This is a genomic window from Micrococcus luteus (assembly GCF_014138885.1).
Lineage (GTDB): Bacteria > Actinomycetota > Actinomycetes > Actinomycetales > Micrococcaceae > Micrococcus > Micrococcus luteus.
The window spans coordinates 1,657,938-1,679,550 of record NZ_JACJIK010000001.1 but is presented as its reverse complement, the minus strand read 5'-3'; the positions used below and the strand labels follow the sequence as shown (position 1 = coordinate 1,679,550).

23 protein-coding genes are annotated in these 21,613 nt (G+C 73.8%); 6 read left to right on the top strand and 17 right to left on the bottom strand.

Going from position 1 to position 21,613, the window contains the following annotated elements:
* Positions 1-42: 42 nt before the first annotated feature.
* Positions 43-456, bottom strand: a complete 414-nt coding sequence (locus HDA34_RS07770) for a DUF4259 domain-containing protein (protein WP_036316745.1) — start codon at positions 454-456, stop codon at positions 43-45.
* A 111-nt stretch (positions 457-567) separates the two neighbouring features.
* On the opposite strand from HDA34_RS07770, the gene HDA34_RS07765 reads away from it, so the two are divergent.
* A complete protein-coding gene (locus tag HDA34_RS07765) occupies positions 568-1,125 on the top strand; it encodes an SRPBCC family protein (RefSeq protein ID WP_020624655.1) in 558 nt (185 codons plus the stop codon).
* Between the two features lie 149 nt (positions 1,126-1,274).
* Here HDA34_RS07765 and HDA34_RS07760 read toward each other — a convergent pair whose 3' ends face one another.
* A complete protein-coding gene (locus tag HDA34_RS07760; protein WP_020624654.1) occupies positions 1,275-1,592 on the bottom strand; it encodes a putative quinol monooxygenase in 318 nt (105 codons plus the stop codon).
* Positions 1,589-2,029, bottom strand: a complete 441-nt coding sequence (locus HDA34_RS07755) for a hotdog fold thioesterase (protein WP_020624653.1) — start codon at positions 2,027-2,029, stop codon at positions 1,589-1,591. Before HDA34_RS07755 ends, HDA34_RS07760 begins: the two co-directional genes overlap by 4 nt.
* A gap of 61 nt (positions 2,030-2,090) precedes the next feature.
* On the opposite strand from HDA34_RS07755, the gene HDA34_RS07750 reads away from it, so the two are divergent.
* Positions 2,091-2,993, top strand: a complete 903-nt coding sequence (locus HDA34_RS07750) for an alpha/beta hydrolase family protein (RefSeq protein ID WP_134377382.1) — start codon at positions 2,091-2,093, stop codon at positions 2,991-2,993.
* 154 nt (positions 2,994-3,147) lie between these two features.
* Here the strand turns inward: HDA34_RS07750 and adhP are convergent, their stop codons facing one another.
* The 4 genes from adhP to HDA34_RS07730 form a co-directional block, all read right to left on the bottom strand.
* Positions 3,148-4,179, bottom strand: coding sequence for an alcohol dehydrogenase AdhP (gene adhP / locus HDA34_RS07745; RefSeq protein ID WP_041103404.1), 1,032 nt, complete (start codon positions 4,177-4,179; stop codon positions 3,148-3,150).
* A 53-nt stretch (positions 4,180-4,232) separates the two neighbouring features.
* Positions 4,233-5,756: an acetaldehyde dehydrogenase ExaC gene (gene exaC, locus HDA34_RS07740; RefSeq protein WP_041103406.1), complete on the bottom strand. Its 1,524-nt coding sequence runs from the start codon at positions 5,754-5,756 to the stop codon at positions 4,233-4,235.
* Between the two features lie 122 nt (positions 5,757-5,878).
* Positions 5,879-7,306, bottom strand: coding sequence for a helix-turn-helix domain-containing protein (locus HDA34_RS07735; protein ID WP_134377383.1), 1,428 nt, complete (start codon positions 7,304-7,306; stop codon positions 5,879-5,881).
* Positions 7,303-7,734 (bottom strand): DUF779 domain-containing protein, encoded by a 432-nt coding sequence (locus HDA34_RS07730; RefSeq protein WP_036316759.1) that lies wholly within the window; start codon positions 7,732-7,734, stop codon positions 7,303-7,305. The genes HDA34_RS07735 and HDA34_RS07730 overlap by 4 nt, the downstream gene beginning before the upstream one ends.
* A 265-nt stretch (positions 7,735-7,999) precedes the next feature.
* On the opposite strand from HDA34_RS07730, the gene HDA34_RS07725 reads away from it, so the two are divergent.
* Positions 8,000-8,560 (top strand): GNAT family N-acetyltransferase, encoded by a 561-nt coding sequence (locus HDA34_RS07725; RefSeq protein WP_134377384.1) that lies wholly within the window; start codon positions 8,000-8,002, stop codon positions 8,558-8,560.
* Between the two features lie 32 nt (positions 8,561-8,592).
* On the opposite strand, the gene HDA34_RS07720 is transcribed toward HDA34_RS07725, so the two are convergent.
* The gene (locus HDA34_RS07720; protein ID WP_049144858.1) at positions 8,593-10,248 is read right to left on the bottom strand and encodes a thiamine pyrophosphate-dependent enzyme; all 1,656 of its coding nucleotides are present in this window, start codon (positions 10,246-10,248) and stop codon (positions 8,593-8,595) included.
* A gap of 167 nt (positions 10,249-10,415) precedes the next feature.
* Between HDA34_RS07720 and HDA34_RS07715 the strand changes: the two genes are divergently transcribed.
* Together HDA34_RS07715 and HDA34_RS07710 are read left to right on the top strand one after the other, a co-directional pair.
* Entirely contained in the window at positions 10,416-11,180 is a 765-nt protein-coding gene (locus tag HDA34_RS07715) for a CGNR zinc finger domain-containing protein (protein WP_134377385.1), read from the top strand.
* A 97-nt stretch (positions 11,181-11,277) separates the two neighbouring features.
* Positions 11,278-12,261, top strand: coding sequence for an L-lactate dehydrogenase (locus HDA34_RS07710; protein WP_119217701.1), 984 nt, complete (start codon positions 11,278-11,280; stop codon positions 12,259-12,261).
* Between the two features lie 10 nt (positions 12,262-12,271).
* On the opposite strand, the gene HDA34_RS07705 is transcribed toward HDA34_RS07710, so the two are convergent.
* From HDA34_RS07705 to HDA34_RS07690, 4 genes are all read right to left on the bottom strand, one after another.
* Positions 12,272-12,673, bottom strand: a complete 402-nt coding sequence (locus tag HDA34_RS07705; RefSeq protein WP_049144854.1) for a hypothetical protein — start codon at positions 12,671-12,673, stop codon at positions 12,272-12,274.
* A 190-nt stretch (positions 12,674-12,863) separates the two neighbouring features.
* Positions 12,864-13,445, bottom strand: coding sequence for a hypothetical protein (locus HDA34_RS07700; protein ID WP_010079963.1), 582 nt, complete (start codon positions 13,443-13,445; stop codon positions 12,864-12,866).
* A 60-nt stretch (positions 13,446-13,505) separates the two neighbouring features.
* A complete protein-coding gene (locus HDA34_RS07695) occupies positions 13,506-14,918 on the bottom strand; it encodes an MATE family efflux transporter (protein WP_134377386.1) in 1,413 nt (470 codons plus the stop codon).
* A gap of 1 nt (position 14,919) precedes the next feature.
* Positions 14,920-15,873: a CPBP family intramembrane glutamic endopeptidase gene (locus tag HDA34_RS07690; RefSeq protein ID WP_036317511.1), complete on the bottom strand. Its 954-nt coding sequence runs from the start codon at positions 15,871-15,873 to the stop codon at positions 14,920-14,922.
* A 143-nt stretch (positions 15,874-16,016) separates the two neighbouring features.
* On the opposite strand from HDA34_RS07690, the gene HDA34_RS07685 reads away from it, so the two are divergent.
* Positions 16,017-16,430 carry a VOC family protein gene (locus HDA34_RS07685; RefSeq protein WP_020621736.1) on the top strand — a complete coding sequence of 138 codons (414 nt, stop codon included), beginning with the start codon at positions 16,017-16,019 and terminating at the stop codon, positions 16,428-16,430.
* Between the two features lie 10 nt (positions 16,431-16,440).
* Here the strand turns inward: HDA34_RS07685 and HDA34_RS07680 are convergent, their stop codons facing one another.
* From HDA34_RS07680 to HDA34_RS07660, 5 genes are all read right to left on the bottom strand, one after another.
* Positions 16,441-17,952 carry a SulP family inorganic anion transporter gene (locus HDA34_RS07680; RefSeq protein ID WP_134377387.1) on the bottom strand — a complete coding sequence of 504 codons (1,512 nt, stop codon included), beginning with the start codon at positions 17,950-17,952 and terminating at the stop codon, positions 16,441-16,443.
* A gap of 63 nt (positions 17,953-18,015) precedes the next feature.
* Complete coding sequence (locus tag HDA34_RS07675; RefSeq protein WP_049147055.1) at positions 18,016-19,110, bottom strand: hypothetical protein; 1,095 nt, start codon at positions 19,108-19,110, stop codon at positions 18,016-18,018.
* Between the two features lie 16 nt (positions 19,111-19,126).
* Positions 19,127-19,813: an ABC transporter ATP-binding protein gene (locus tag HDA34_RS07670; protein ID WP_020621739.1), complete on the bottom strand. Its 687-nt coding sequence runs from the start codon at positions 19,811-19,813 to the stop codon at positions 19,127-19,129.
* Complete coding sequence (locus HDA34_RS07665; RefSeq protein ID WP_020621740.1) at positions 19,810-20,865, bottom strand: hypothetical protein; 1,056 nt, start codon at positions 20,863-20,865, stop codon at positions 19,810-19,812. The genes HDA34_RS07670 and HDA34_RS07665 overlap by 4 nt, the downstream gene beginning before the upstream one ends.
* Positions 20,862-21,608 (bottom strand): hypothetical protein, encoded by a 747-nt coding sequence (locus HDA34_RS07660; protein WP_227717954.1) that lies wholly within the window; start codon positions 21,606-21,608, stop codon positions 20,862-20,864. Before HDA34_RS07660 ends, HDA34_RS07665 begins: the two co-directional genes overlap by 4 nt.
* Between the last annotated feature and the right edge of the window lie 5 nt (positions 21,609-21,613).

The following is a 21,613-nucleotide window of genomic DNA, read 5'->3' as shown; positions in this document are numbered from 1 at the left end:
GGGCCGAGCGCGGGCCGGGTCCACCCCGGCCCGGCCGGCCGGTCAGGGCAGGCATTCGCGGGAGTACTCGAGCCACTGCTCGAGCTCCCCGGACTCCTCCCAGAGCTGGTAGAGCTCGGAGCAGGAGGGCTCGCGGATGACCACGCCGATCAGCTCGCGCAGGGTCTCGACGTCCTCGTCCGAGAACTGGTCGATGAAGGCGGTGAGGTCCACCTCGTCCGTCTCCGCGTGCTCGAGCAGGGCCTCGAGGTCCGCGTGGTCCTCGTTCCGGGCGATCCGCACGAGCGCCCCGAGGGTGAGGAGTGCGGCGCCCTGGCTCGCGGTCAGGTGGCCCTCGTCCTCGTCGCGACGGAAGTTCTTGCGGAACTCGTCCAGGTCGAAGGTGCCGTCGAGGACCTCGTCCACGATGTCCAGCGCGGTGTCGTTCTGGAAGACGTTTCTGCCCCATGCGCCCATGACCTGACCCTAGGCCCGGGGCGGGCCCCCGGCAAGAGTCCTGTGGTGTCCCGCCGAGGGGTGCCGTCGCCTCCGCTTCCGGTGTCCGCGGCGGTTCCTAGACTGGGCGGCATGAGCACCGAGCCGACCCCCTCGTCCGCCACCCCCGAGACCGAGTCCGCCGCCGCGCCGTCGTCGTCCGGGCTGCCGCAGGCCGCCCCGCAGGCGGCGTGGCCCGAGCGCGTGGAGACCGGCGAGCACCAGGTGTCCTACCGGGTCACCGTGGCCGCGCCGGCGCACGAGCTGTGGGCGATGCTCGCGGACCCGCACCGCCATCACGAGGCGGACGGATCCGGGACCGTGCGGCCGAAGGTGAGCGGGCCGCACCGGCTGGCCGTGGGCGACCGGTTCCGCGTGGCCATGCGAAAGTACGGGGTGCCGTACACGATGACGCTGACCGCCACCGCCGTGGACGAGGACGAGCTCGTGGAGTGGGCCCACCCGGGCGGACACCGGTGGCGCTGGGCGTTCCGGGACAACGGGGACGGCACCACCGAGGTCACCGAGACCTTCGACTACTCGTGGGCCCGGCCGGCCGTGCGCCGCGCGTACGAGCTGCTGCGGGTGCCGGCGGACAACGGGCGGGGCATCCAGTCGAGCCTCACGCGGTTGGCCGGCCGTCACCTCTGAACCGACCGCGTCTCAGTCGGCACTTTCGTTCGGGAAACGGCGGCGTGTCGGGCACTTTCGTTCGGGAAACGGTCGGCCCTCGCGCCGTTTCTCGAACGAAAACGCGCCGGGGACCGCCGTTTCCCGAACGAAAACGGGGGGTGCGGGGGTCAGACGGCGGACCAGTGGGTCGCGGCCGGCGGCTGCGCCAGGTGCGGGGTGACGAGCGCACGCCACGCGAGGAACGCGTCGGACTCGCGGAAGGCCACGGTGTGGTCCTCGAGCGTGCGCCAGCCGATCAGCAGCCGGTAGCGCGCCGGGTCCTCCACCTGCCGGGACAGCGCGAAGGACGTCGCGCCCTTGTCCCGGAACAGCGGCTCGGCCTCGGCGACGGCGGCCTCGAACGCCGCCTCCGCCCCCGCGGCCACGTGCAGCTCCACCGACTCGACGACCGGCCCGGCCGTCGTCGCGTCCTGCCCGGCGCTCACGCGTGCACCCGCGGGCTCGTGGAGTGGCCGGTGAACCAGGCGACGAGCTGGCCGTCCGCCTCGATGCCGACCTCGATCATGCGGTCGCGGCCGAACTCCACCGACTGGCGGGCGGTCGCCACGAGGTGCGCGCCGAGCCTGGCGGGCGCCACGTAGGTGATCTCGGCGCGCCGGGTGACGGGGGCGGCGCCGAAGGTCGCCACGCAGTACGCCAGCGCCGAGTCCGCGAGGTGGAACAGGAAGCCGCCGTGGCAGATCTCGTGGGAGTTCACCATGTCCGCGGTGACGTCGCGGTGCAGCACCACGCGCCCCTCGGCCACCTCGCCGAGGGTGACGCCGTGCTCGCGCACCGCGGGGTCGTTCGCGTAGATCTCCTCGAGGCGGGCGAGGATCTCGTCCCGGCTCTGGCCGGACGAGCTCTGGGGGGTCTCAGTCATGGGCCCATTGTGTCGCAGGTCTGTGTCGCAGGTCGCGCCGCCCCGCGCCTAGGGTGGCGGCGTGACGCAGACCACCTCCACCCTCGTGCGCCTCCGCGCCCGCGACGGCTTCGTGCTCGCGGCCCGCCACTTGGCCCCCATGACGACGCCCCCGGCCTCGCCTGCCGGCACCGTGGTGATCGCCTCGGCGACCGGGGTGAAGGCCACGTACTACCGGCGCTACGCGGAGTTCCTCGCCGGCCACGGGTTCCACGCGGTCACGTTCGACTACCGGGGTGTCGGGGAGTCCCGCGAGCCGTTCGCCGTGGCGCGGCGGGCGCGGTGGGCGGACTGGGGCGCCCTCGACGCGGACGCCGTGCTCGGCTGGGCCCGGACGCGCCTGCCCGGCCCCCTCCTGACGGTGGGCCACAGCTTCGGCGGGTTCGGCGTCGGGCTCGCGGACGAGGCGCGGCATGTGGCCCGGCACGTGGCCGTCGGCGGGCAGCACGCCTACTGGCGGGACTACCGGGCGCGGCCGGGGAGGGCGCGGATGTGGGCGCGCTGGCACGCGGCGATGCCGGCGATCACGCTGGCCCGCGGGCACTTCCCGGGGCGGCGGCTCGGCTGGCTCGAGGACCTGCCGCGCGGGGTCGCCCTGGACTGGGCGCGCAGTCGCCGCGACTTCACCGCGAGCGCCCGCACCGGCGCCGGCCGGGACGAGCTGCGCCGTCGTCTGGCCGCGTTCACGGCGGACGCGCTGATCGTGGCGCCCGTGGACGACGACTTCGGCACCGACGCCGCCCTCGACCGCGCGGACGCCTACTCGCCGGGTCGGCAGACGGTGCGCTGGCGGGTGCGGCCGGAGGAGCTCGGTGTCGCGGAGATCGGGCACTTCGGACTGTTCCACGCGCGGTTCGCGCCGGCCTTCTGGCCGGCCACGCTGGAGTGGCTGCGCGACGGCGTCGCCCCGGCCGCGGCCCGCTGAGGCTCGCGCACCGGAATCGCTGCGGCCCGTCCCGTCCCCGCGACGACGACGGCGGCCGCCCCGGCCCGGATCTCCGGGCGGGACGACCGCCGTCGCACTGGTGCGCGTGATGTGTCGATACTACCCCGCGCCCAGCCGACGCCCAGGCGCCACGTCAGTCCTGCATCGCGTAGTCGATGACCACGCGGCCCTCGATCTTGCCGTGGCGCATCTCGTCGAACACGTCGTTGATCTCGGTGAGCGGGCGGGTGTGGAACGTCGGGTGGATCTTCCCGGCCTCGTAGAACTCGAGTGCCTCGACCATGTCCTGCCGGGTGCCCACGATCGAGCCGCGGATGGTCAGGCCCTTGAGGACGATGTCGAAGATCGGCGCGGGGAAGTCGCCCGGGGGCAGGCCGTTGAACACGATGGTGCCGCCGCGGCGGGTCATCGCGATGGCCTGGCCGAACGCCTGCGGGTGCACGGCCGTGACGAGCACGCCGTGGGCGCCGCCGATCTTCTCCTGGATCTCCACGGAGGGGTCCGCGACGTTCGCGTTCACGGTCAGCTCCGCGCCGTGCCGAGAGGCGAGCGCCAGCTTGTCGTCCGCGACGTCCACGGCCACCACGCGCATGCCCATCGCCACGGCGTACTGCACCGCGATGTGCCCCAGGCCGCCGATGCCGGAGATCACGACCCACTGCCCGGGCCGCACCTCGGTCTGCTTCAGCCCCTTGTACACCGTGACGCCGGCGCACAGGATCGGGCCGACCTCCATCGGGTCCGCGCCCTCGGGGATCACGGGCGCGTAGCGGGCATCCACGAGCATGTACTCACCGAACGAACCGTCCACGGAGTAGCCGCCGTTGACCTGCTCCTCGCACAGGGTCTCCCACCCGGTGCGGCAGTACTGGCAGTGGCCGCACGCTCGCCACAGCCACGCGTTGCCGACCATGTCCCCGACCTTGAGGTTCTCGACGTCGGGTCCGACCTCCTCGACGATGCCCACGCCCTCGTGGCCCGGGATGAACGGCGGGGTCGGCTTCACCGGCCAGTCGCCCTCCATCGCGTGCAGGTCCGTGTGACAGACGCCCGAGGAGATGAGCTTCACGAGCGCTTCGTGCTGGCCGGGCGTCGGACGCTCGACCTCCGTGACGTCGGCCTCTGTGCCGAACTGGGTGACGACGGCTGCCTTCATCGTGGTCATGGGGGATCACCTTTCGTGGAGTGGGGAGGGGGTCGTGCCGTGCCGGCGTCGGCTCAGAAGAACCCGAGCTTGTCCTCGGAGTAGGAGACGAGCAGGTTCTTGGTCTGCTGGTAGTGGTCGAGCATCATCAGGTGGTTCTCACGGCCGATGCCGGAGGACTTGTACCCACCGAACGCGGCGTGGGCCGGGTAGGCGTGGTAGTTGTTCACCCACACGCGGCCGGCCTGGATCGCCCGGCCCGCGCGGTAGGCGGTGTTGCCGTTCCGGGACCACACGCCGGCGCCGAGACCGTAGAGCGTGTCGTTGGCGATCCGCATGGCGTCGTCGAAGTCGGTGAACGTGGTCGTCGAGACCACCGGCCCGAAGATCTCCTCCTGGAAGATGCGCATCGAGTTGTCCCCGCGGAAGATCGTGGGCTGCACGTAGTAGCCGCCGGCCAGCTCGCCCTCCATCTCGGCGCGAGCGCCGCCGATGAGCACCTCGGCGCCCTCCTGACGGCCGATGTCCAGGTAGGACGTGATCTTCTCGAGCTGGTCGTTGGAGGCCTGGGCGCCCATCATCACGTCCGTGTCGAGGGGGTTGCCGGTGACGATGCGCGAGGTCCGCTCCACGACGGCGTCGAGGAACTTCTCCGCGATCGACTCCTGCACAAGCGCACGCGACGGGCACGTGCAGACCTCGCCCTGGTTCAGCGCGAACAGGGTGAAGCCCTCCTGTGCCTTGTCCCAGTAGGCGTCGTCGTTCGCCATGACGTCCTCGAAGAACACGTTGGGCGACTTGCCGCCCAGCTCCAGGGTCACCGGGATGATGTTCTCCGAGGCGTACTGCATGATCAGCCGGCCCGTCGTCGTCTCGCCCGTGAACGCGATCTTGCGGATGCGCGGCGACTGCGCGAGCGGCTTGCCGGCCTCGAGGCCGAAGCCGTTGACCACGTTGACGACGCCGGCCGGCAGCAGGTCCGCGATCAGCTCGATGAACACCATGATCGAGGCCGGGGTCTGCTCGGCGGGCTTGATCACGACGGCGTTGCCCGCGGCCAGCGCGGGCGCCAGCTTCCACACCCCCATCAGCAGCGGGAAGTTCCACGGGATGATCTGGCCGACCACGCCGAGCGGCTCGTGGAAGTGGTAGGCGACGGTGTCCTCATCCACCTGGGACAGGCGGCCCTCCTGCGCGCGGATCGCGCCGGCGAAGTACCGGAAGTGGTCGATGGCCAGCGGGACGTCCGCGTTGAGGGTCTCCCGGACGGCCTTGCCGTTGTCCCACGTCTCCGCGACCGCCAGCATCTCGAGGTTCTCCTCCATGCGGTCCGCGATGCGGTGCAGCACGAGCGCCCGCTCGGCCGGCGAGGTGGCGCCCCAGGCCGGGGCGGCCTTCCAGGCGGCGTCGAGGGCGGCGTCGATGTCCTCGGCCGTGCCGCGGGCGACCTCGCAGAACACCTTGCCCGTCACGGGCGTGACGTTCTCGAAGTACTGGCCCTTGACCGGGGGTGTCCACTCTCCGCCGATGAAGTGCTCGTAGCGGGACTTGAACTCGACCTTGGCTCCCTCGGTGCCCGGGAATGCGTAGACGGTCATGGTGCTGGCTCCTTTGCCTGCGGTTGCCTCGGCGCCGGGTGGCGCCCTGCCGTGGCTGTGACCCTAGTCACAGGGAGGTTGCACGGAGGTTGCAGCCGGGCGCGGGTGAGGGGCGGGCCGGCTCAGGCCAGGTCCCGCTCGATCCGCTCGAGCGTGGCCACGGCGAGCGCGCGCCGCGGCGAGTCCGTCGGCAGCAGACGCAGGGCGGCGCCCCAGAGCTCGACGTCGTCGCGGGCCTCGGGGCGGCCCAGGTAGGCCCAGAGCTGGTCGACATCCGCGTCCTGGGCGACGGCCTCGCGCAGCGCCTCCCCCAGCTCCGCGCGGATCGAGGCGACACCGGGGGACGTTGACCGCGGCAGCACCGGCCCGGCCGCCGCGTGCAGCGCACGGTCCAGATCCCCGGCGCGCAGCGCCTCCCGCGCGCACAGCAGGTCCGCGTGCACCTCCCCCACGAGCCGGTACGGCCGGGACAGCAGTGCCACCGGCGCCCCCACGTCCTGCAGCGCCCGGCGGAGACGGTGCACCTCGGCGCGCAGCGAGATGGCGCGGGCGGGGGCGGCGCCCGGCGCGGGCCGGGGACCGGCCGTCTCCTCCGGGTACAGCGCGACCTCGAGCTCGGCGCCGGTCAGGCCCGGGCCGTGCCACGCGAGGAGGGTGAGGATCTCGGCGTGCCGGCCGGTGAGCTCGACCCCGTCCAGCGTGGGCGGCAGGTGGCCGGTGACGCGCAGCAGGCCCGCGGCGGCGTCGGGGCGGTGCGGCGCGGCGGCGGGGCTCGGCGCCGGCGAGGCGGACGGCAGAGCCGAGGGGCCCGGCGTCGGGGCGGTGCCGCGGGGACGGCCCCGGGACGGGGCGGGCAGGTCCCGCCAGGCGGCGTGCACGGCGTCCACGGTGGCCTGGAGCAGCGGCAGGGCGAGGTGGCTGACGGCGTCCTCGCCGCCCGTGAGGTCCAGGACCCCGACGAGCCGCCCGGTGGCCGGGTCCGTGAGCGGGACGGCCGAACAGCTCCACGGGTGCACGCGCGGGCTCAGGTGCTCGCCGCGGCTGACCTGCGTGGGGGCGCCGGTCGCGAGGACGATGCCGGGGGCGGAGGTGCCCATGGACGCCTCGGACCAGTCGGCGCCGGCCACGAAGCCCATGGTCTCGGCGTGGCGCACCGCGGTCCGGTCGCCCTCGACCCACAGCAGGTGGCCGCGCGCGTTGCCGATCGCGGCGAGCATCCCGGCCTCGGCCGCGGGGTGGATGAGCATGCGGCGGACCACCGGCAGGGCCACGGCGAGACGCTGCTCGCGGCGGGCGGCGGCGAGGTCGTCGTCGGCGAGGGTGGCCGGGTCGGTCTGGCCGGGCACCGCGGGGGTGAGGGCGCCGAGGGAGCGCAGCCAGGACTCGCGGACCTCCCGGCGCAGTCCCTGCAGGGCGGCGCGCAGGCCCTGGTCCGCCCCGGCCGGAGCGGTGGGCGACGACGGCGCGAGCGACAGGCGGACCGCGGCGAGGGACTCGTGGGCCCGGTCCACGGCGCGCCGGTAGGCACCGGTGGCGAGGGTCGAGCTCATCCCGAGCCTGCCATCAACCGCGAGCGGATCAGGAACCGCTTGCCCTCGGGGGCCTCGACGGAGAAGCCGGAGCCGCGCCCGTCCACCACGTCCAGGGTGAGGTGGGTGTGCTTCCAGTATTCGAACTGGGCGGCGGACATCCAGAACGGGATCTCCACGGCGGCCTGGTCCCCCTCGGCCGGCAGCGCGAAGGTGCCCAGCAGGACGTCGGCGGCGCCGGTCGTGAAGTCGCCGGCGGGATAGCACATGGGCGCGGAGCCGTCGCAGCAGCCGCCGGACTGGTGGAACATGAGCGGGCCGTGGATCGGGAGGAGTCGGCGGATCAGCTCGAGCGCCGCGGGCGTCATGGCGACGCGGGACACGGTTTCGCCCGGCAGCTCGGGGCGAGCGTCGAGCGCATGCTCCGCCGACGAGGACGGCACGGTCATCGCGACCTCCTGGGGATGGGCGATCGTCGGTCCCCACACCCTAGCCTCGAACGTGATCCACGTCACCCCTGCTCGTGTCGTGGGGGGCGCGGCGGCCCGGGGGCTGTGCCGCGAGCCAGACGTTTCGGCTGCAATCAGGGGCTGATCACGACCGAAACGTCTGGCTCACGGCGCGGGGGTGGCGCGGAGGTGGGGAAAGCACGAGGGCTGGGGCGGCGGGCGGCTCACGCGGCCACGCCCGGCGTCCCCCTCGTACACTCGGCACATGCTCCCGGACCCCAGCCCCACCGTCACCGTGGACGGCCTCCTGCTGCGCCCGCTGCGCGCCGCGGACGAGATCGCGGCGCGCGAGGCGGACGCCGAGCTGCATCGGGAGGGGTTCGACTTCCTGATGGCCGGCACCCGCTCCTTCCCCGCGATCCGCCGCGCGTTCGCCGCCGAGGCGCGGGGCGACGTCGAGCCCGGCCGCGCGCCCGCCTCCTTCTACGTGGGCGTGGACGAGAACGGTGAGCTGGTGGGCCGGGTGTCCGTGCGGTGGGAGCTGAACGAGGCGCTGCGGCACGTCAACGGACACGTGGGCTATGCGGTGCGCCCCGCGTTCCGGCGGCGGGGCCACGCCGCGCGGCTGCTGCGCGGCGCCCTGACGCTGCTGGCCGCACGCGGGGTGCCCGCCGCCCTGCTCACGTGCGACGAGACGAACACCGCCTCCGTGGCCACGATCCGTGCGTGCGGGGGCGTGCTGCGGGACCGGGTCGAGGCGGACCTCGACGGTGCGCCCTTCCCCGTGCCCCAGCTGCGCTTCGACGTCCCCACGACGGCGGCCTGACCGGAGGGACGGCGGGGACCGCGCCGCCGGCCTCAGTAGGCCTTGACGCGCTGCTCCACGATCAGGTGGATGAGCGCGAACCGGCCCTCCTCCTGGACCGCCTTGAGCGCCGCGTCCACGGCCGCCGGCACGTCCGCGTCCCGCTCCACGCGCACCCCGAAGCCGCCGAACGCCTGGGCCATGGCGGCGAAGTCGGGGTTCTTCAGCTGGGTGCCGGAGACGCGCTCGGGGTACTCGCGCTCCTGATGGGTGCGGATGGTGCCGTACTCCTGGTTGTCCATGACGATCACGAGGGGCTTCGCGCCGTACTGCGCGGCGGTCGCCAGCTCCTGACCGTTCATGAGGAACTCGCCGTCGCCGGCGATGGTCACCACGGTGCGGTCCGGGAAGTTCAGGGACGCGGCCACGGCGCCCGGCACCGAGTAGCCCATGGAGCCGTTGCGGGCCGAGATCATGGCGCGGTAGCCCTCGGTCGGGAAGTACCGGTGCGCCCAGTTGGTGTGCTCGCCCGCGCCGAGGGAGATCATCGAGTCCTTCGGCAGCTTCGGCACCAGGTTGGCCATGAGGGTGGCCATCTTCGCCTGACCCTCGGACGGCTCGGCCGGGGGCAGGGCCGCGAACTTCTCCTGCTCGCCGCGCATGCGGGAGGTCCACTCCTCCCACTCCGGCTTGACCTCGAGCTCCATGCGGACGAGGTCGCGGATGAACACGTCCGGCTTGGCCACGATCTGGTGGGACACGGGGCCGGAGCGGCCGCGCAGGGACGGGTCGATGGTGACCAGGAAGTTCTTCTTGTCCCAGTTCTGGCGGATGGTGAAGCCGTTGGTCACGACGTCGCCCGGCACGGTGCCGACGAACACGATGAGGTCGGTCTCCTCGAGCATGTCGTAGGTCGGCTTCGGGCGACCGTAGCCGATCGGGCCCACGTAGGACGGCGAGGAGAACGGCACGGTGCCCTCGGTGCGCCACTCGGCGGCGGCGGGGATCTTGTGCTCCTCCAGCCACGTCGTCAGGGTCTGCGCACCCTCGTCCGTCCAGTCGTTGCCACCGGTGATGAACAGCGGCTTGCGGGACTCCTTGAGCGCGGCGTGCAGGGACTTCCAGTCCTCCACGGTCATGCCGCCCGGGGCCACGGGGATCTGCGGGTGCAGGTGCGCGTCGATCTCCTGGCGGATCACATCCTCCGGCAGGCCGACGACGACGGGCCCGGGCCGGCCCGAGCTGGCGGCGAACATGGCCTCGGCCACGATCTCGGAGGCGCGCTCCGGGTGGTCCAGGACCATCACGCGCTTCGCACCGGTGCCGAACCAGGCGTGCGGGTCGAACTCCTGGAAGGCCTCGCGGTCGCGGTGCTCGAACGGGATCAGGCCGACGAACAGCACGAGCGCCGTCGAGTCCTGCCACGCGGTGTGCAGGCCGACGTGGGCGTTCGCGGCGCCCGGGCCGCGCGTCACCATGGCGACGCCGGGGACCACGTTCATCTTGCCGTCGGCCTCGGCCATGTACGTGGCGCCGCCCTCGTGGCGGCACACCACGTTCTCGATGCCCGAGTCGTACAGGCCGTCCAGGACGTCCAGGTAGGACTCGCCCGGCACGGAGTAGACGCGCTTCACGCCGTGGGACTCGAGGGTCTTGACGATGACGTGCCCGGCGGAGAGGCGACCGGTCGCCTGGGAGGTCTGGGACATGGAGGTCTCCTGTGCTGGTTCGGGGGCCCCTCCGGCCCCATGGGTGCACCCCGCCGCGCAGACGGGGTCCGTGGGGGTCAGGGTACTGGACGGGACGGCGCCGGAGGCGACCCGATACGCGGCGTGAAGCCGGTGACGCGAGGGCGGGCCCGCCGTACGCTTTCCCCATGCTCTCCGCGCCGACGCTCTCCCGCCTCGCCTCCCTGGCCGCGTTCCTGAACACCGCCCCCGGCCTGCGGGGCGGTCAGCCGGCCGACGAGCGGTTCACCGCCGCCACGCAGCTGCCCTCTCTCGTCCCTGAGCTCCAGGAGGACGAGGTCCGCCTCCGCCTGGCCGCCGCCGCGGCCGTGCGTGGCCGCGAGCTCCGCGGCCGTCTGGCCGAGGTCTGGGCCCTCGCCGCCGGGGACGAGGCGGCCGCCGTGGAGCGCGTGAACGCCCTCCTCGCCGCGGCCGGCCCGCTGCGGCTGACGGCCGGGGGCGACGTCGTCGGGCTGGCCCCGGCGCAGGTCCCCGCCGACGCGGTGGAGCGGCTGGCCGCGATGGCCGCCCTCGCGCTGGCGGAGACCGCGATGGACGGCGAGCTGACCCGCCTGCGCGTGTGCGAGGGCGAGGACTGCGAGAACGCGCTCGTGGACGCCAGCCGGAACCGGTCCAAGCGGTTCTGCGACGAGGCCAACTGCGCCAACCGCACCCACGTGCGCTCCTACCGGGCACGCCTGGCCGAGGCGGCGGAGGCCGCGCCCGCGGCGGATCCGGCCGGGCCGGAGGAGGCGGAGGCACCGGAGGCCGTCGTGGACTCCGAGGCCCCCGCCGACGAGCCCCGCCAGGAGACCAAGAAGGAGAAGAAGGAGCGCAGGAAGGCGAAGAAGAAGGCCCGCAAGAAGGCGGAGAAGAAGGCCGGCAAGAAGAAGTCGGACAAGAAGAAGGACTGACCCGGCCCTGCCCGCCAGGTGACCCGGCGCTGAACATCGGGGGACGGGGCGGCCTCGTGGTTCCGTCGGCCGACCGGACACCCCTAGCCTGCGAGGCATGAGCGAGCACACCCCCGCCGCCCCCGCGTCCCTCGGACCCGCCCACCGCAAGGTCGGCGTCGTGGGGGCCGGCGGCGTCGGCACGGCGATCTGCTATGCGGCGCTGATCCGCGGCGTCGCCCGCGAGGTCGCCCTGTACGACATCGACGAGCCCAAGGTCCGCGCCGAGGTCCTCGACCTGGCCCACGGCACCCCGTTCACCTCCGCGTCGGCGATGACCGGCGGCGCGGACCCGGACGTCCTGGCCGGCTGCGAGGTCGTGGTGATCACGGCCGGCGCCAAGCAGAAGCCGGGGCAGACCCGCCTCGACCTCGGCGCGCACAACGTGGAGATCCTGCGCGGCCTGCTGCCCCAGGTGCAGGCGCACGCGCCGGAGGCGCTGATCGTGCTCGTCACCAATCCCGTGGACGTCCTCACGCTGGTGGCCCAGCGCCTCACCGGTCTGCCTGCCGGCCGGGTGATCGGCTCGGGCACCCTCCTGGACACGTCCCGCCTGCGGTGGCTGCTGGCGTCGCGGGCGCAGGTCCACCCGTCGTCGGTGCACGCGGCCATCCTCGGCGAGCACGGGGACACGGAGTTCCCCGCGTGGAGCTCGGCGCGCATCGGCCCGACGCCCATCCTGGAGTGGCCGACGCCGGTCGACCCGCTGTTCACCCGCGCCGACCTGGACGAGGTGGCGGACACCGTGGTGCACGCCGCGTACGAGGTGATCCAGGGCAAGGGCGCCACCACGTACGCGGTCGGCGTGGCCACGACCCGCCTGCTCGAGGCGATCCTGCGCGACCAGCACGCCATTCTGCCGGTCTCCACCGTGCTCGACGGCGTCCACGGGCTCTCGGACGTCGCCCTGTCCATGCCGTCCGTGGTGGGGCGCGACGGCGTCACCCGCGTGATCCAGCCCGAGCTGGACGACGCGGAGATGCGGGCGCTGCACGCCTCGGCGGACGCGCTGCGGCGGGAGGCACGCAGCCTCGGGTTCTGAGGCGCCGGGCTCAGGCGCGGGGGGCGTCGCCTCCGGTGCCGCCCTGCTCGCGGCGCTCGGCGGCGGCCTGGGCGCGGCGGTCGGCGGCGGCCTTGCGGAACATCTCCTCGGAGGAGCGGTTCACACCGGAGCCCTGGGAGAGGTGGTCCGGGTTCTCGCGCGCGGCGAGCTGCAGCATGGCCACCACCACGAGCGAGGTCATGAAGAAGACGCCGAAGGCGATCAGCGCGATGTCGACGCGCAGTGGATTCTGGGTGCCGCCGGAGGCGGTGATGCCGGCGATCACCCCGCCGATCAGGCCGAGCACGGCGGAGAAGACGAGCGGGCCCTTGACCGTGGTGCGCAGACCGCCGCGTGCCGGGCGGCCGGATCCGGCGCGATCGGCGGACGGGCGGGGGGACGGTGCGCTCACGGCGGGACTCCTGACGGCTGGGGGCGGCTGGGGCGACACGGCCCGCGCAGGCGCCCGGGGCTGAGGCCCTCGGGGCGCGGCGGACCGGAGCCAGTCTACGCGTCCGGCCGACGGGTGGCCCCTCGGGGCCCCGAGGTCCTCCCCCGGCGAACGTCCGCCCCGCGGGTCAGGACGACGACGTCGGCCCGGTTCAGAGGCCCCTGGCCGTGCCCCGGTCCCGGCGCACCTCGTGGTGGAAGCCGAGCCCGGAGACCATCAGGAGCACGCCGATCAGGATCGCCCCGCCGCCGGCGATGCCGAGCAGGGCGTGCGGGCCGAAGCCCTGCAGGGCGGCCACGACCACGCCGCCCCCGGAGAGCAGGCCCACGAGTCCGGTCCACAGCTGGTCCCGCGCGGGGATGAACTCGCGGCGGTGGCGGGCCCACGCCACGAGCTCGGCGACGCCGCCGAGCACGAGGGCGGCGCCGGCCGCCACGCCCACCGCCGCCGGGGACCCCAGGAACAGCAGCACGATCACGCCGAGCATCCACGCGGCCGCCGCCAGGGACAGCGGGGAGCGCATGGCCACGGGCACCGGGTCGCGGCGCAGGTACTCCCACATCGCCGAACCGGAGAACGCCAGGTACAGCGCGAACATGACCTTCATCCACGTCAGGCCCGGCTCGGCGACGAACACGGTGGTCAGACCGAACGCCAGCGCCACCACGGCGCGGATCAGGATCGGCTTGAACACCACGGACGAGATCTCGAGGGGGGTCTGCACGGTAGCCACCGCCCCAGTCTAGGAGCAGTGCGGCCGCGGCCCGGCCCGCGCGTCACCGCCCGGACGCGCTCACACGACGCCGAGCCGCATCCAGTCGTCGCGCCGGGCCCGCCAGCCGAGGGTGAGCGCCCGCATCCCCATGTAGACCCCTGCGAAGCCGAGCCAGAGCAGGCCCAGCTGCACGCCGGCGTCGGGCACGGCGGCGTTCGGTCCGGGCCAGGCCGCGGTCCAGCCGAATCCGCCCGTGGCGAGCTGCGCGAGCACCCAGAGCGCCGGCGCGTAGACCACGAGGTTCACGAGGCCGGCGAGGGCGAGGTAGCGGGCGTCGCCGGCGCCGATCAGCACGCCGTCCAGCACGAACACGTACCCGGCCACCGGCTGCCCGGCGGCCAGCACCCACAGGCCCACGGTGGCGGCGGCCTGCACGGTCGGGTCCGTGGTGAACAGCCCCGGCAGCACCGGTGCCGCCAGGGCCAGCACGGCCCCGGTCACGACGCCGAAGCCCAGCCCCCAGCGCACCATCGTCCGGGTGAGGCGACGGGCCGCATCCGGCCGGGCGGCCCCGAGCTCGGCGCCGATCAGGGCCTGCGCGGCGATCGCGAGGGCGTCGAGGGCGAACGCCAGCGTGGAGAACAGCGTGAAGACGAGCTGGTGCGCGGCGAGGGTGAGGTCGCCCGCGCCGGCGGCGGCCATGACGGTGATGAGGATGGCCGCGCGCAGGCTCGCGGTGCGCAGCAGCAGCCACGAGCCCACCTGGGCCGTGGCGCGCATGCCCGACGCACGGGGCGCCCACACCGTGCCCGAGCGGCGGAAGCGCGGGGCCAGCACGAACAGGTATGTCACGAGCATCGCCCACTGCACCACGGACGTACCGACGGCCGAGCCAGCTACGCCCCAGCCCAGCCCGTACACCAGGGCCACGTTCAGCCCGATGTTCGCGCCGAAGCCCACACCCGCCACCACGAGCGGCGTCACGGTGTCCTGGAGGCCGCGGAGCACCCCGGTGGCCGCGAGCACGGCCAGCAGGGCCGGCAGCCCCGGCATGGACCAGCGCAGGTAGGCGACGGCGTGGGCCTGCACCTCGCCCGTCGCGCCGAGGGCCGCCGTCAGCGCGGGGGCCGCGAGCCAGCCGAGGACGGCCAGCACCGCGCCGAGCAGCAGGCCCAGCCAGATGCCGTCGCGGCCGCGGTCCATCGCGGCGGCCGGGTTCCCCGCCCCGATCAGCCGGGCCACCGCCGGGGTGGTGGCGTAGGCCAGGAAGATCATGAGGCCGATGAGCGTGTGCAGGATGGTGGTGCCGATCCCGACGCCGGCCAGCTGGGCCGTGCCCAGGTGCCCGATGATCGCGGTGTCGGCCAGCAGGAACAGCGGCTCCGCGATGAGCGCGCCGAACGCGGGGACCGCGAGCGCGAGGATGCGCCGCGTGAGGGCGCGCGCGTCCTGCGGGGCGGGCGCCGCCGTCGAGCCGGAGGGTCCTGCCATCTCAGCCCAGCAGGGCCAGCAGCGGGGCCAGCGCCGTGGTCGGGGCAGTGGGGCCGGGCAGCGTGTCCGGCAGCAGGGGGGCCACGAGGTAGAGCATCGCGATGGCGATGCCGTTGTTCACCATGTGCAGCAGCACCGCGTACCCGAACGAGCGGCCCATCAGGATGTAGGACACCGTGATCGCCACCGCGAGGGTCAGGTACGGGACGGTCTCCACGAGCCGGAAGTCGCCGCCGGTGCCGAGGAAGTGCAGGAGTGTGAACGCGAGCACGGAGACCACGGCGCACACCCACACGTTGATCCAGCGGGAGAGCTTGCCGATCAGCAGGTGGCGGAACAGGTACTCCTCCACGAGCGGGGCGGCCACCACGGTCATGAGGATCATGAGCACGGGCGGGGCCTGCGTGGTCATCTCCTCGAGCGCGGCCTGGTTGGCGCTGGTCTGCGCCTCCCCGATGAGGCTCAGCACGATCACGTTCACGACGATGCACGCCAGCCACGTGGCGGGCAGCAGCAACAGCTTCCACCACGTCCCCGTGCGGAACACCCGCAGCGACGTCACGAGCGGGCGCCAGGCCACGGCCAGCACGAGCACCACGAGGATCGCGTAGCTGACGATGTTCACCGTGAACCCGTCGCGGACCAGGTCGAACGCCTCGAGGTCACCGGGGACCAGGCCGAGCGACACCGCCAGCCACAGCCCCAGCCCGAGCACCATGAGCGCCACGTACACGAGCACCACGACGGCGTCGCCCCAGTGGAACCGACCCGGGGTCCAGTCCGGCGCGGGGCGGGCCGCGGGCCGGCGGCCGGGCCAGCCGGCGGGGACGCCACCGGGGGCGCCGGGGTGCCCGTGCAGGCTCGGGGCGACGGCGGCGCGGCGGGCGGACGGCCGGCCCGACGGCGGCCAGCCGGCGGGCGGACCGGCCGGCGGGCCAGAGGGAGGAACGCTCATGGCGGCCACGCTACCAACGGGGGCGGACGCGCCAGGCCGCGGGCGCCGTCGTCGGGAGCGGCTCCGTGGCCCACGCCACGCCCGCGCGCCCGCGACACGCGCGCGGTGGCGGCGGGCCGAACGCCTCGTCTACGGTGCTCCCCATGGCCTTGTTCTCCCAGCCGGTGTTCATCAACCTCCCGACGACGGACACCGAGCGGATCCGTGAGTTCTGGACGACCCTGGGCGCCACCGCAATGGACGACTACTCGGACGAGCACTCGGTGTGCATCGAGCTCACCGAGTCGACGTACGCGATGTACCTCAGCCCCGGCTACTACACCGACTTCATCGGCAACCGTGAGATCGCCGACTGCCTCACCACCAACTCCGCCCTCATGGCGCTGACCGTCGGCGACGCCGCGGCGGTGGACGCCCTGGCGGACCGGGCGATCGAGCTCGGCGCCGCCGAGGTGCCCCTGCCCGAGGACCTGCGCGAGGAGATGGCCGACTCCGGCATGCACTCCCGCGAGATCGTCGACCCGGACGGGCACCAGTGGGAGTTCGTCACCGCCTGAGCCCGCCGGCTCAGGCGCCGAGTCGCCCGGTGAGGCGCGCGTGCATCGCCGCGGAGGCCTCGTTCAGCCCCGTCACCTCGGCGTGGATCCCGTGCCGGGCGTACTTGGTCAGCACCGAGTCGAGCGCGGCCACAGTGGAGGCGTCCCACACGTGCGCGGCACTCATGTCGATCACGACGCGCGGCGGGTCGAGGGCGTACTCGAACTGCGAGTAGAGGTCGTTCGAGGACGCGAAGAACAGGGCGCCGTGCACGCGATACGTGACGGCGTCGCCGTCGTCGTGGACCTCGCGGACCACCGTGACCAGACGCGAGACGCGCTGAGCGAAGAGCACCAGCGCAGCGAGCACGCCCACACCCACGCCGATCGCGAGGTTGTGAGTGAGCACCGTGGCCGCCACGGTCACGACCATGACGGCGGTCTCCGAGCGCGGCATCGCGCGCAGGGTGGCGGGGCGCACCGAATGCCAATCGAAGGTGGCGGCGGCCACGAACATCATCACGCCCACGAGCGCGGCCATGGGGATCTGCGCCACGAAGCCGCCGAAGGCCACCACGAGCACCAGCAGGAACACGCCCGCGAGGAACGTGGAGGTCCGGGTGCGGGCGCCGTTCGCCTTGACGTTCATCATGGTCTGCCCCACCACGGCGCAGCCGCCCATGCCGCCGAACAACCCCGAGACCACGTTCGCGACACCCTGCCCCCAGGACTCGCGCGTCTTGTCCGAGCGGGTGTCGGTGATGTCGTCCACGAGCTTCGCGGTGAGCAGGGACTCGAGCAACCCCACGAACGCGATGCCGACGCTGAACGGCAGGATCAACCGGAGGGTCTCCCACGTCAGCGGGACGTCCGGCAGGCCGAGCACGGGCAGCGCATCCGGCAGCGCGCCCCGGTCCCCCACGCGCGGCACGGCCAGGCCGGCGGCCATCACCAGGGCGGTGACCACGACGACGGCCACGAGCGTCGCCGGCACCGCCGTGGTGAGCCGCGGCAACAGCACCACGATCGCCAGGGCCAACGCCGTGAGCGGGTACACGAGCCACGGGACGCCGATCAGCTCGGGCAGCTGCGAGGTGAACACGAGGATGGCCAACGCGTTGACGAACCCCACCATCACCGAGCGCGGGACGAACCGCATGAGCCGGGCCACACCGAACACGCCGAGCAGGATCTGGATGACGCCGCCGAGGATGATCGCGGCAAGCAGGTGCCCCACCCCGTACGCGTGGGACAGCGGTGCGACGACCAGCGCCACCGCCCCCGTGGCCGCGGAGATCATGGCGGGCCGGCCGCCCACGATCGCCGTGGTCACCGCCATGGTGAAGGACGCGAACAGCCCGACGCGCGGATCCACGCCCGCGATGATCGAGAACGCGATGGCCTCCGGGATCAGCGCGAGCGCCACCACGACGGCGGCCAGCACCTCCGTGCCCAGCAGCCGAGGGCTGCGCAGGGTGCGCAGGACGGACTGCCGCTGGAGCGGCGTGAGGGCAGGCGGGGGCGCGGCGGGTAAGGCGGGCATGCTCCCGAGGGTAGCGGTGCGCGGGCGGGGTGCCCGCCGGTGAGCGGGCCCGCCCGCCACCCCTCACGCCGTCCGCATCACCCGCACGGGGTCGCGGAACGCGGCGAACGCCGCCGGGGCGAGGCTGGCCAGCAGCGCGGTGAGGGCGGCCAGCACGGCCACCGCCGCCACGAAGTCCACCCCCAGCGTCCCGCCCTGGCCGGCGACGACGGCGTACCCGGCTCCGGAGCCCAGCACGGCGCCCAGCAGCGCAGGCACGGCGGTGCGCACGGCCACGAGCAGGATCAGGTCTCCGCGGCCGATGCCGAGGGTGCGGCGGCGGCCGAGGTCGCGGCGGCGGATGAGGACGTCGGCGAGCACCACGATGGACACGAAGAACGCGCCGGCTCCGAGGATCAGCAGCAGCAGGGAGCGTCCGAGCCCGGCGAGCTCGCCGGTGATCACCTGGTTGCCGGCGGAGAGGGCACGGGCGGTCTGGATGGAGGAGGCGCGCGGGTCGGGGTCGATCACGGCGAGCGCGGCCTCCTGCATGGCGCGGGTGCCGGCGGTGTCGGCGGCGAGGACGCGGACCTGCTGCATCACGAGGGCGTCCGGGGCGGCGGGGACGGTGAGGGCGTAGCCGTCGAGGTCCTGGAAGGGGTCCTGGGCCTGGAACGCCCCGACGACGGCCCACTGGCCGCCGTCCGTGGCCTCGATCGCTCCGGAGGGCTGGGCGAGGCCGAGCTCGGCGAGCTTGGCCTCGGGGACCACCACCTCGCCGGGGGCGGGCAGGCGGCCGCGGGTCAGCACGATGCCACGGTCCAGGGTGCCGACCACGTTCGTCACGGCCACGCGGGCGCCGCCCCGGCCGATCCCGGTGTTCACGGCGTCCATGGGCGAGTCCCGGGCGAGGGCGGCCTCGGCGGTGTCGAGTCCGGCGAGGGTGGCCGCGGTGGCGCCGGTGAGGAAACCGGTGCCGCCGGTGTCGGTGACGGTGAGCACGCGGGCGCCGGGGCCGGAGAGCTCTGCGGCGACGGCCGCCTCGGTGGCGGCCTGCCTGCCCACGGTGGCCACGGCGGCGAAGCACATGGCGGCCACCACGAGCAGCACGAGGGCGGAGGGCACGGGAGAGGTGCGTGCGGCGGTGACGGCTTCACGCAGCAGGGTGCGCAGGTTCATGGGCGGTCCTCCCGGTTCACAGCCGCACCACCTCGTCGGCGCGGGCGACGACGGCGGGGTCGTGGGTGGCGACCACCACGGTGCGCCCCTCGGCGGCGGCATCGGCGAGGGCGTCCATGACGAGGCCGGCGTTGTCCGGGTCGAGGTTGCCCGTGGGCTCGTCCGCGAGGACGACGACGGGCGCGTTCACGAGGGCGCGGCACACGGCCACCCGCTGCGCCTGCCCGCCGGAGACCTGCCCGGGCCGGTGGTCGGCGCGGTGGGCGAGGCCGAAGCGCTCGAGCAGCGCCCGTGCCCGGTCCTCGAGCGTCTGGCGCTCCAACCCGGCGTAGAGGCCGGGCTCCACCACGGAGTCCAGGATGGGGCGGGACGGGTCCAGCTCCGAGTCCTGGAACACGAATCCCACGGAGGTGGCGCGCAGGCGGGAGCGCTCCCGGTCCGGGCGGGTGGAGGCGTCGACGTCGCCGAGGCGCACCACTCCGGAGGTGGGCGTGAGCATGAGCCCGAGCACGTACAGGAGGGTGGACTTGCCGCGCCCGGAGGGCCCGGTGAGGGCGGTGACGGCGCCCGGCGTGAACGCGTGGGTGAGGCCGTCGAACAGCTCCTCGGCGGCGCGGGTATAGGCGAAGCGCAGGTCCTCGACGGCGAGGGCGGCGGGGACGACGGGGGCGGCGGGCGTGCCCGGGGTGGCGGGCCCCGTCATCGGGTGCCGTTCAGCACGCGCACCTGCTCGCCGGCGTCCACGCCGTCCACGACGGCGAGGCCGTCGGCGGAGCCGAGGACGGTGACGGTGCGGTCCTCCGCGGCGCCGTCCCGGACCACCGTGACCGTCGCGGCGCCGTCTGGCTGGGTGCGCAGGGCGGACACGGGGACCACGGGCCCGGAGACGGGCGGGACCACGCTGACCTGGGAGAGCAGGGAGGTGGTGGCGTCGGCGGGCAGGGTGTCGCAGTCCTCGCCGCAGACCACGCCGCCGTCCGGGGCGGTGAGGGTGATGCGGATCAGGCCCTGCTCGTCGGAGGTGGACTCGCCGGCGACGGCCTTCCATTCGTGTTCGCCGTGGGGCACGGTGACCTGGGTGCCGGCCGGGATGAGGGCGGCCTGCTCCTGGTTGACCTCGAGGGCGAAGTCCGGTTGGTCGCCGGGGCGGGCCACCACGTTCTCGCCGCCGGCGAGGGTGGTGCCGACGGCGGTGGTCTTCGCGTCCACGCTGAGGGGCGCGGGGAGGGCGTCGAGGACCACGAGCTGGCCGAGCTCCACGGTGTCCGCGGCGGGGTAGCCGCGTTCGGTGAGCCAGTCGTCCCAGGCGTCCGCGGTGGCCTCGTCCCACGTGCCGGTGGCCTCCACCTTCGCGCCGGTGGCGGCGAGCATGCGCTGGAACGCGGCGACGTCGTCGCCGGAAGTGCCCTCCCCGAGAGGGCGCCACTGGGGAAGCTCGCCCTGGAGGACGAGCACGGGCTTCTGGGCGACGGCGTACAGCACCTCCCCGGCAGCCACCTCGCCGGACTCTCCGGCCCGGGTGACGACGCCGGTCAGCGCGTTCACCGCCGCCGGCGTCTGCTCGCGCGACACGGAGACGCCGAGGGTGATGACGCGGCCGAGCTCCTGCTCGGCGACGGTGACGAGGGCGCTCGCGGCCGGACGCTGCTCGGCCTGAGCCGGAGGGGTGAGCGTGACCCGGCCGGCCCAGAAGGCGAGCGCGGCGACGGCCACGAGCGCAAGGACGAGGGCGGCCCAGCGGGCGGGGCGATTCATCCGGATGACCCCCAGAAGACATCCTGCGGCGGAAGCTCCGGGCATGTCTGCGCGACCTCGGCCTGGCGTTCTGCCGACACGCCCCTCATGCTGTCCGCGAAGGGCCACCACTGGTGGCGGCCTGGAGTGTAGAACGCGGAGACGAATGCCTCTTTGGAGGGGCGCGCGGAGGTGTCGACCGTGTAGCCGTAGGCCTCGAGACACGGGATGAGGTATTGGTCCCAGTAGTCATAGACGAGGCGGAGCTGCGGATCGGTCCAGTCCTGGGTGTAGCTCGGATCCACCGGGTGCTGTGCGTAGCAGGTCACGTAGGCCGCCTCGAAAGCAGACCTCTGGGACTCAGGTGGGGTGTCGATCTGAATTCCCCCGGTCGGACCGACCGAGTTCGGCCACCCGGCCTCGGCCAGGCATGTGGACACCATGCGGTCCGACTCGAGGGACGTGGCGTACCACCCGGAGCGCTCCACCTGAGGCGGCGCGGGCATTCCCGCCCCCTGAGCGTGCCGCGCGACTTGCTCACGGTAGGCGCGCTCCTTCTCCGCCTCCGTCGTCAGGAGGGGTTCGATCCTCTCGGTGGGAACCCACTGCGAGGCGTCCCAGGTCTTCTCGGCCGTCGCGGTGGGGGGAGCGGCGACCGTGGATGAACCGCCGAGGCCCGCAGACTCCCGACCGACGCAGCCGGTGAGGGTCAGGGCGACGGCCGCCACCAGGGCGGCCGTCGCAGGAATGCGTAATGAAGTCATCGGTG

Coding starts and splice junctions, on each gene's coding strand:
- HDA34_RS07660 (WP_227717954.1), bottom strand. CDS start 21,608: ATGACTTCATTACGCATTCCTGCGACGGCCGCCCTGGTGGCGGCCGTC.
- HDA34_RS07735 (WP_134377383.1), bottom strand. CDS start 7,306: ATGAGCTCGACCCTCGCCACCGGTGCCTACCGGCGCGCCGTGGACCGG.
- HDA34_RS07665 (WP_020621740.1), bottom strand. CDS start 20,865: ATGAATCGCCCCGCCCGCTGGGCCGCCCTCGTCCTTGCGCTCGTGGCC.
- HDA34_RS07685 (WP_020621736.1), top strand. CDS start 16,017: ATGGCCTTGTTCTCCCAGCCGGTGTTCATCAACCTCCCGACGACGGAC.
- HDA34_RS07680 (WP_134377387.1), bottom strand. CDS start 17,952: ATGCCCGCCTTACCCGCCGCGCCCCCGCCTGCCCTCACGCCGCTCCAG.
- HDA34_RS07675 (WP_049147055.1), bottom strand. CDS start 19,110: ATGAACCTGCGCACCCTGCTGCGTGAAGCCGTCACCGCCGCACGCACC.
- HDA34_RS07690 (WP_036317511.1), bottom strand. CDS start 15,873: ATGAGCGTTCCTCCCTCTGGCCCGCCGGCCGGTCCGCCCGCCGGCTGG.
- HDA34_RS07720 (WP_049144858.1), bottom strand. CDS start 10,248: ATGTCCCAGACCTCCCAGGCGACCGGTCGCCTCTCCGCCGGGCACGTC.
- HDA34_RS07725 (WP_134377384.1), top strand. CDS start 8,000: ATGCTCCCGGACCCCAGCCCCACCGTCACCGTGGACGGCCTCCTGCTG.
- HDA34_RS07755 (WP_020624653.1), bottom strand. CDS start 2,029: ATGACTGAGACCCCCCAGAGCTCGTCCGGCCAGAGCCGGGACGAGATC.
- HDA34_RS07715 (WP_134377385.1), top strand. CDS start 10,416: ATGCTCTCCGCGCCGACGCTCTCCCGCCTCGCCTCCCTGGCCGCGTTC.
- HDA34_RS07670 (WP_020621739.1), bottom strand. CDS start 19,813: ATGACGGGGCCCGCCACCCCGGGCACGCCCGCCGCCCCCGTCGTCCCC.
- exaC (WP_041103406.1), bottom strand. CDS start 5,756: ATGACCGTCTACGCATTCCCGGGCACCGAGGGAGCCAAGGTCGAGTTC.
- HDA34_RS07770 (WP_036316745.1), bottom strand. CDS start 456: ATGGGCGCATGGGGCAGAAACGTCTTCCAGAACGACACCGCGCTGGAC.
- HDA34_RS07710 (WP_119217701.1), top strand. CDS start 11,278: ATGAGCGAGCACACCCCCGCCGCCCCCGCGTCCCTCGGACCCGCCCAC.
- HDA34_RS07730 (WP_036316759.1), bottom strand. CDS start 7,734: ATGACCGTGCCGTCCTCGTCGGCGGAGCATGCGCTCGACGCTCGCCCC.
- adhP (WP_041103404.1), bottom strand. CDS start 4,179: ATGACCACGATGAAGGCAGCCGTCGTCACCCAGTTCGGCACAGAGGCC.
- HDA34_RS07695 (WP_134377386.1), bottom strand. CDS start 14,918: ATGGCAGGACCCTCCGGCTCGACGGCGGCGCCCGCCCCGCAGGACGCG.
- HDA34_RS07765 (WP_020624655.1), top strand. CDS start 568: ATGAGCACCGAGCCGACCCCCTCGTCCGCCACCCCCGAGACCGAGTCC.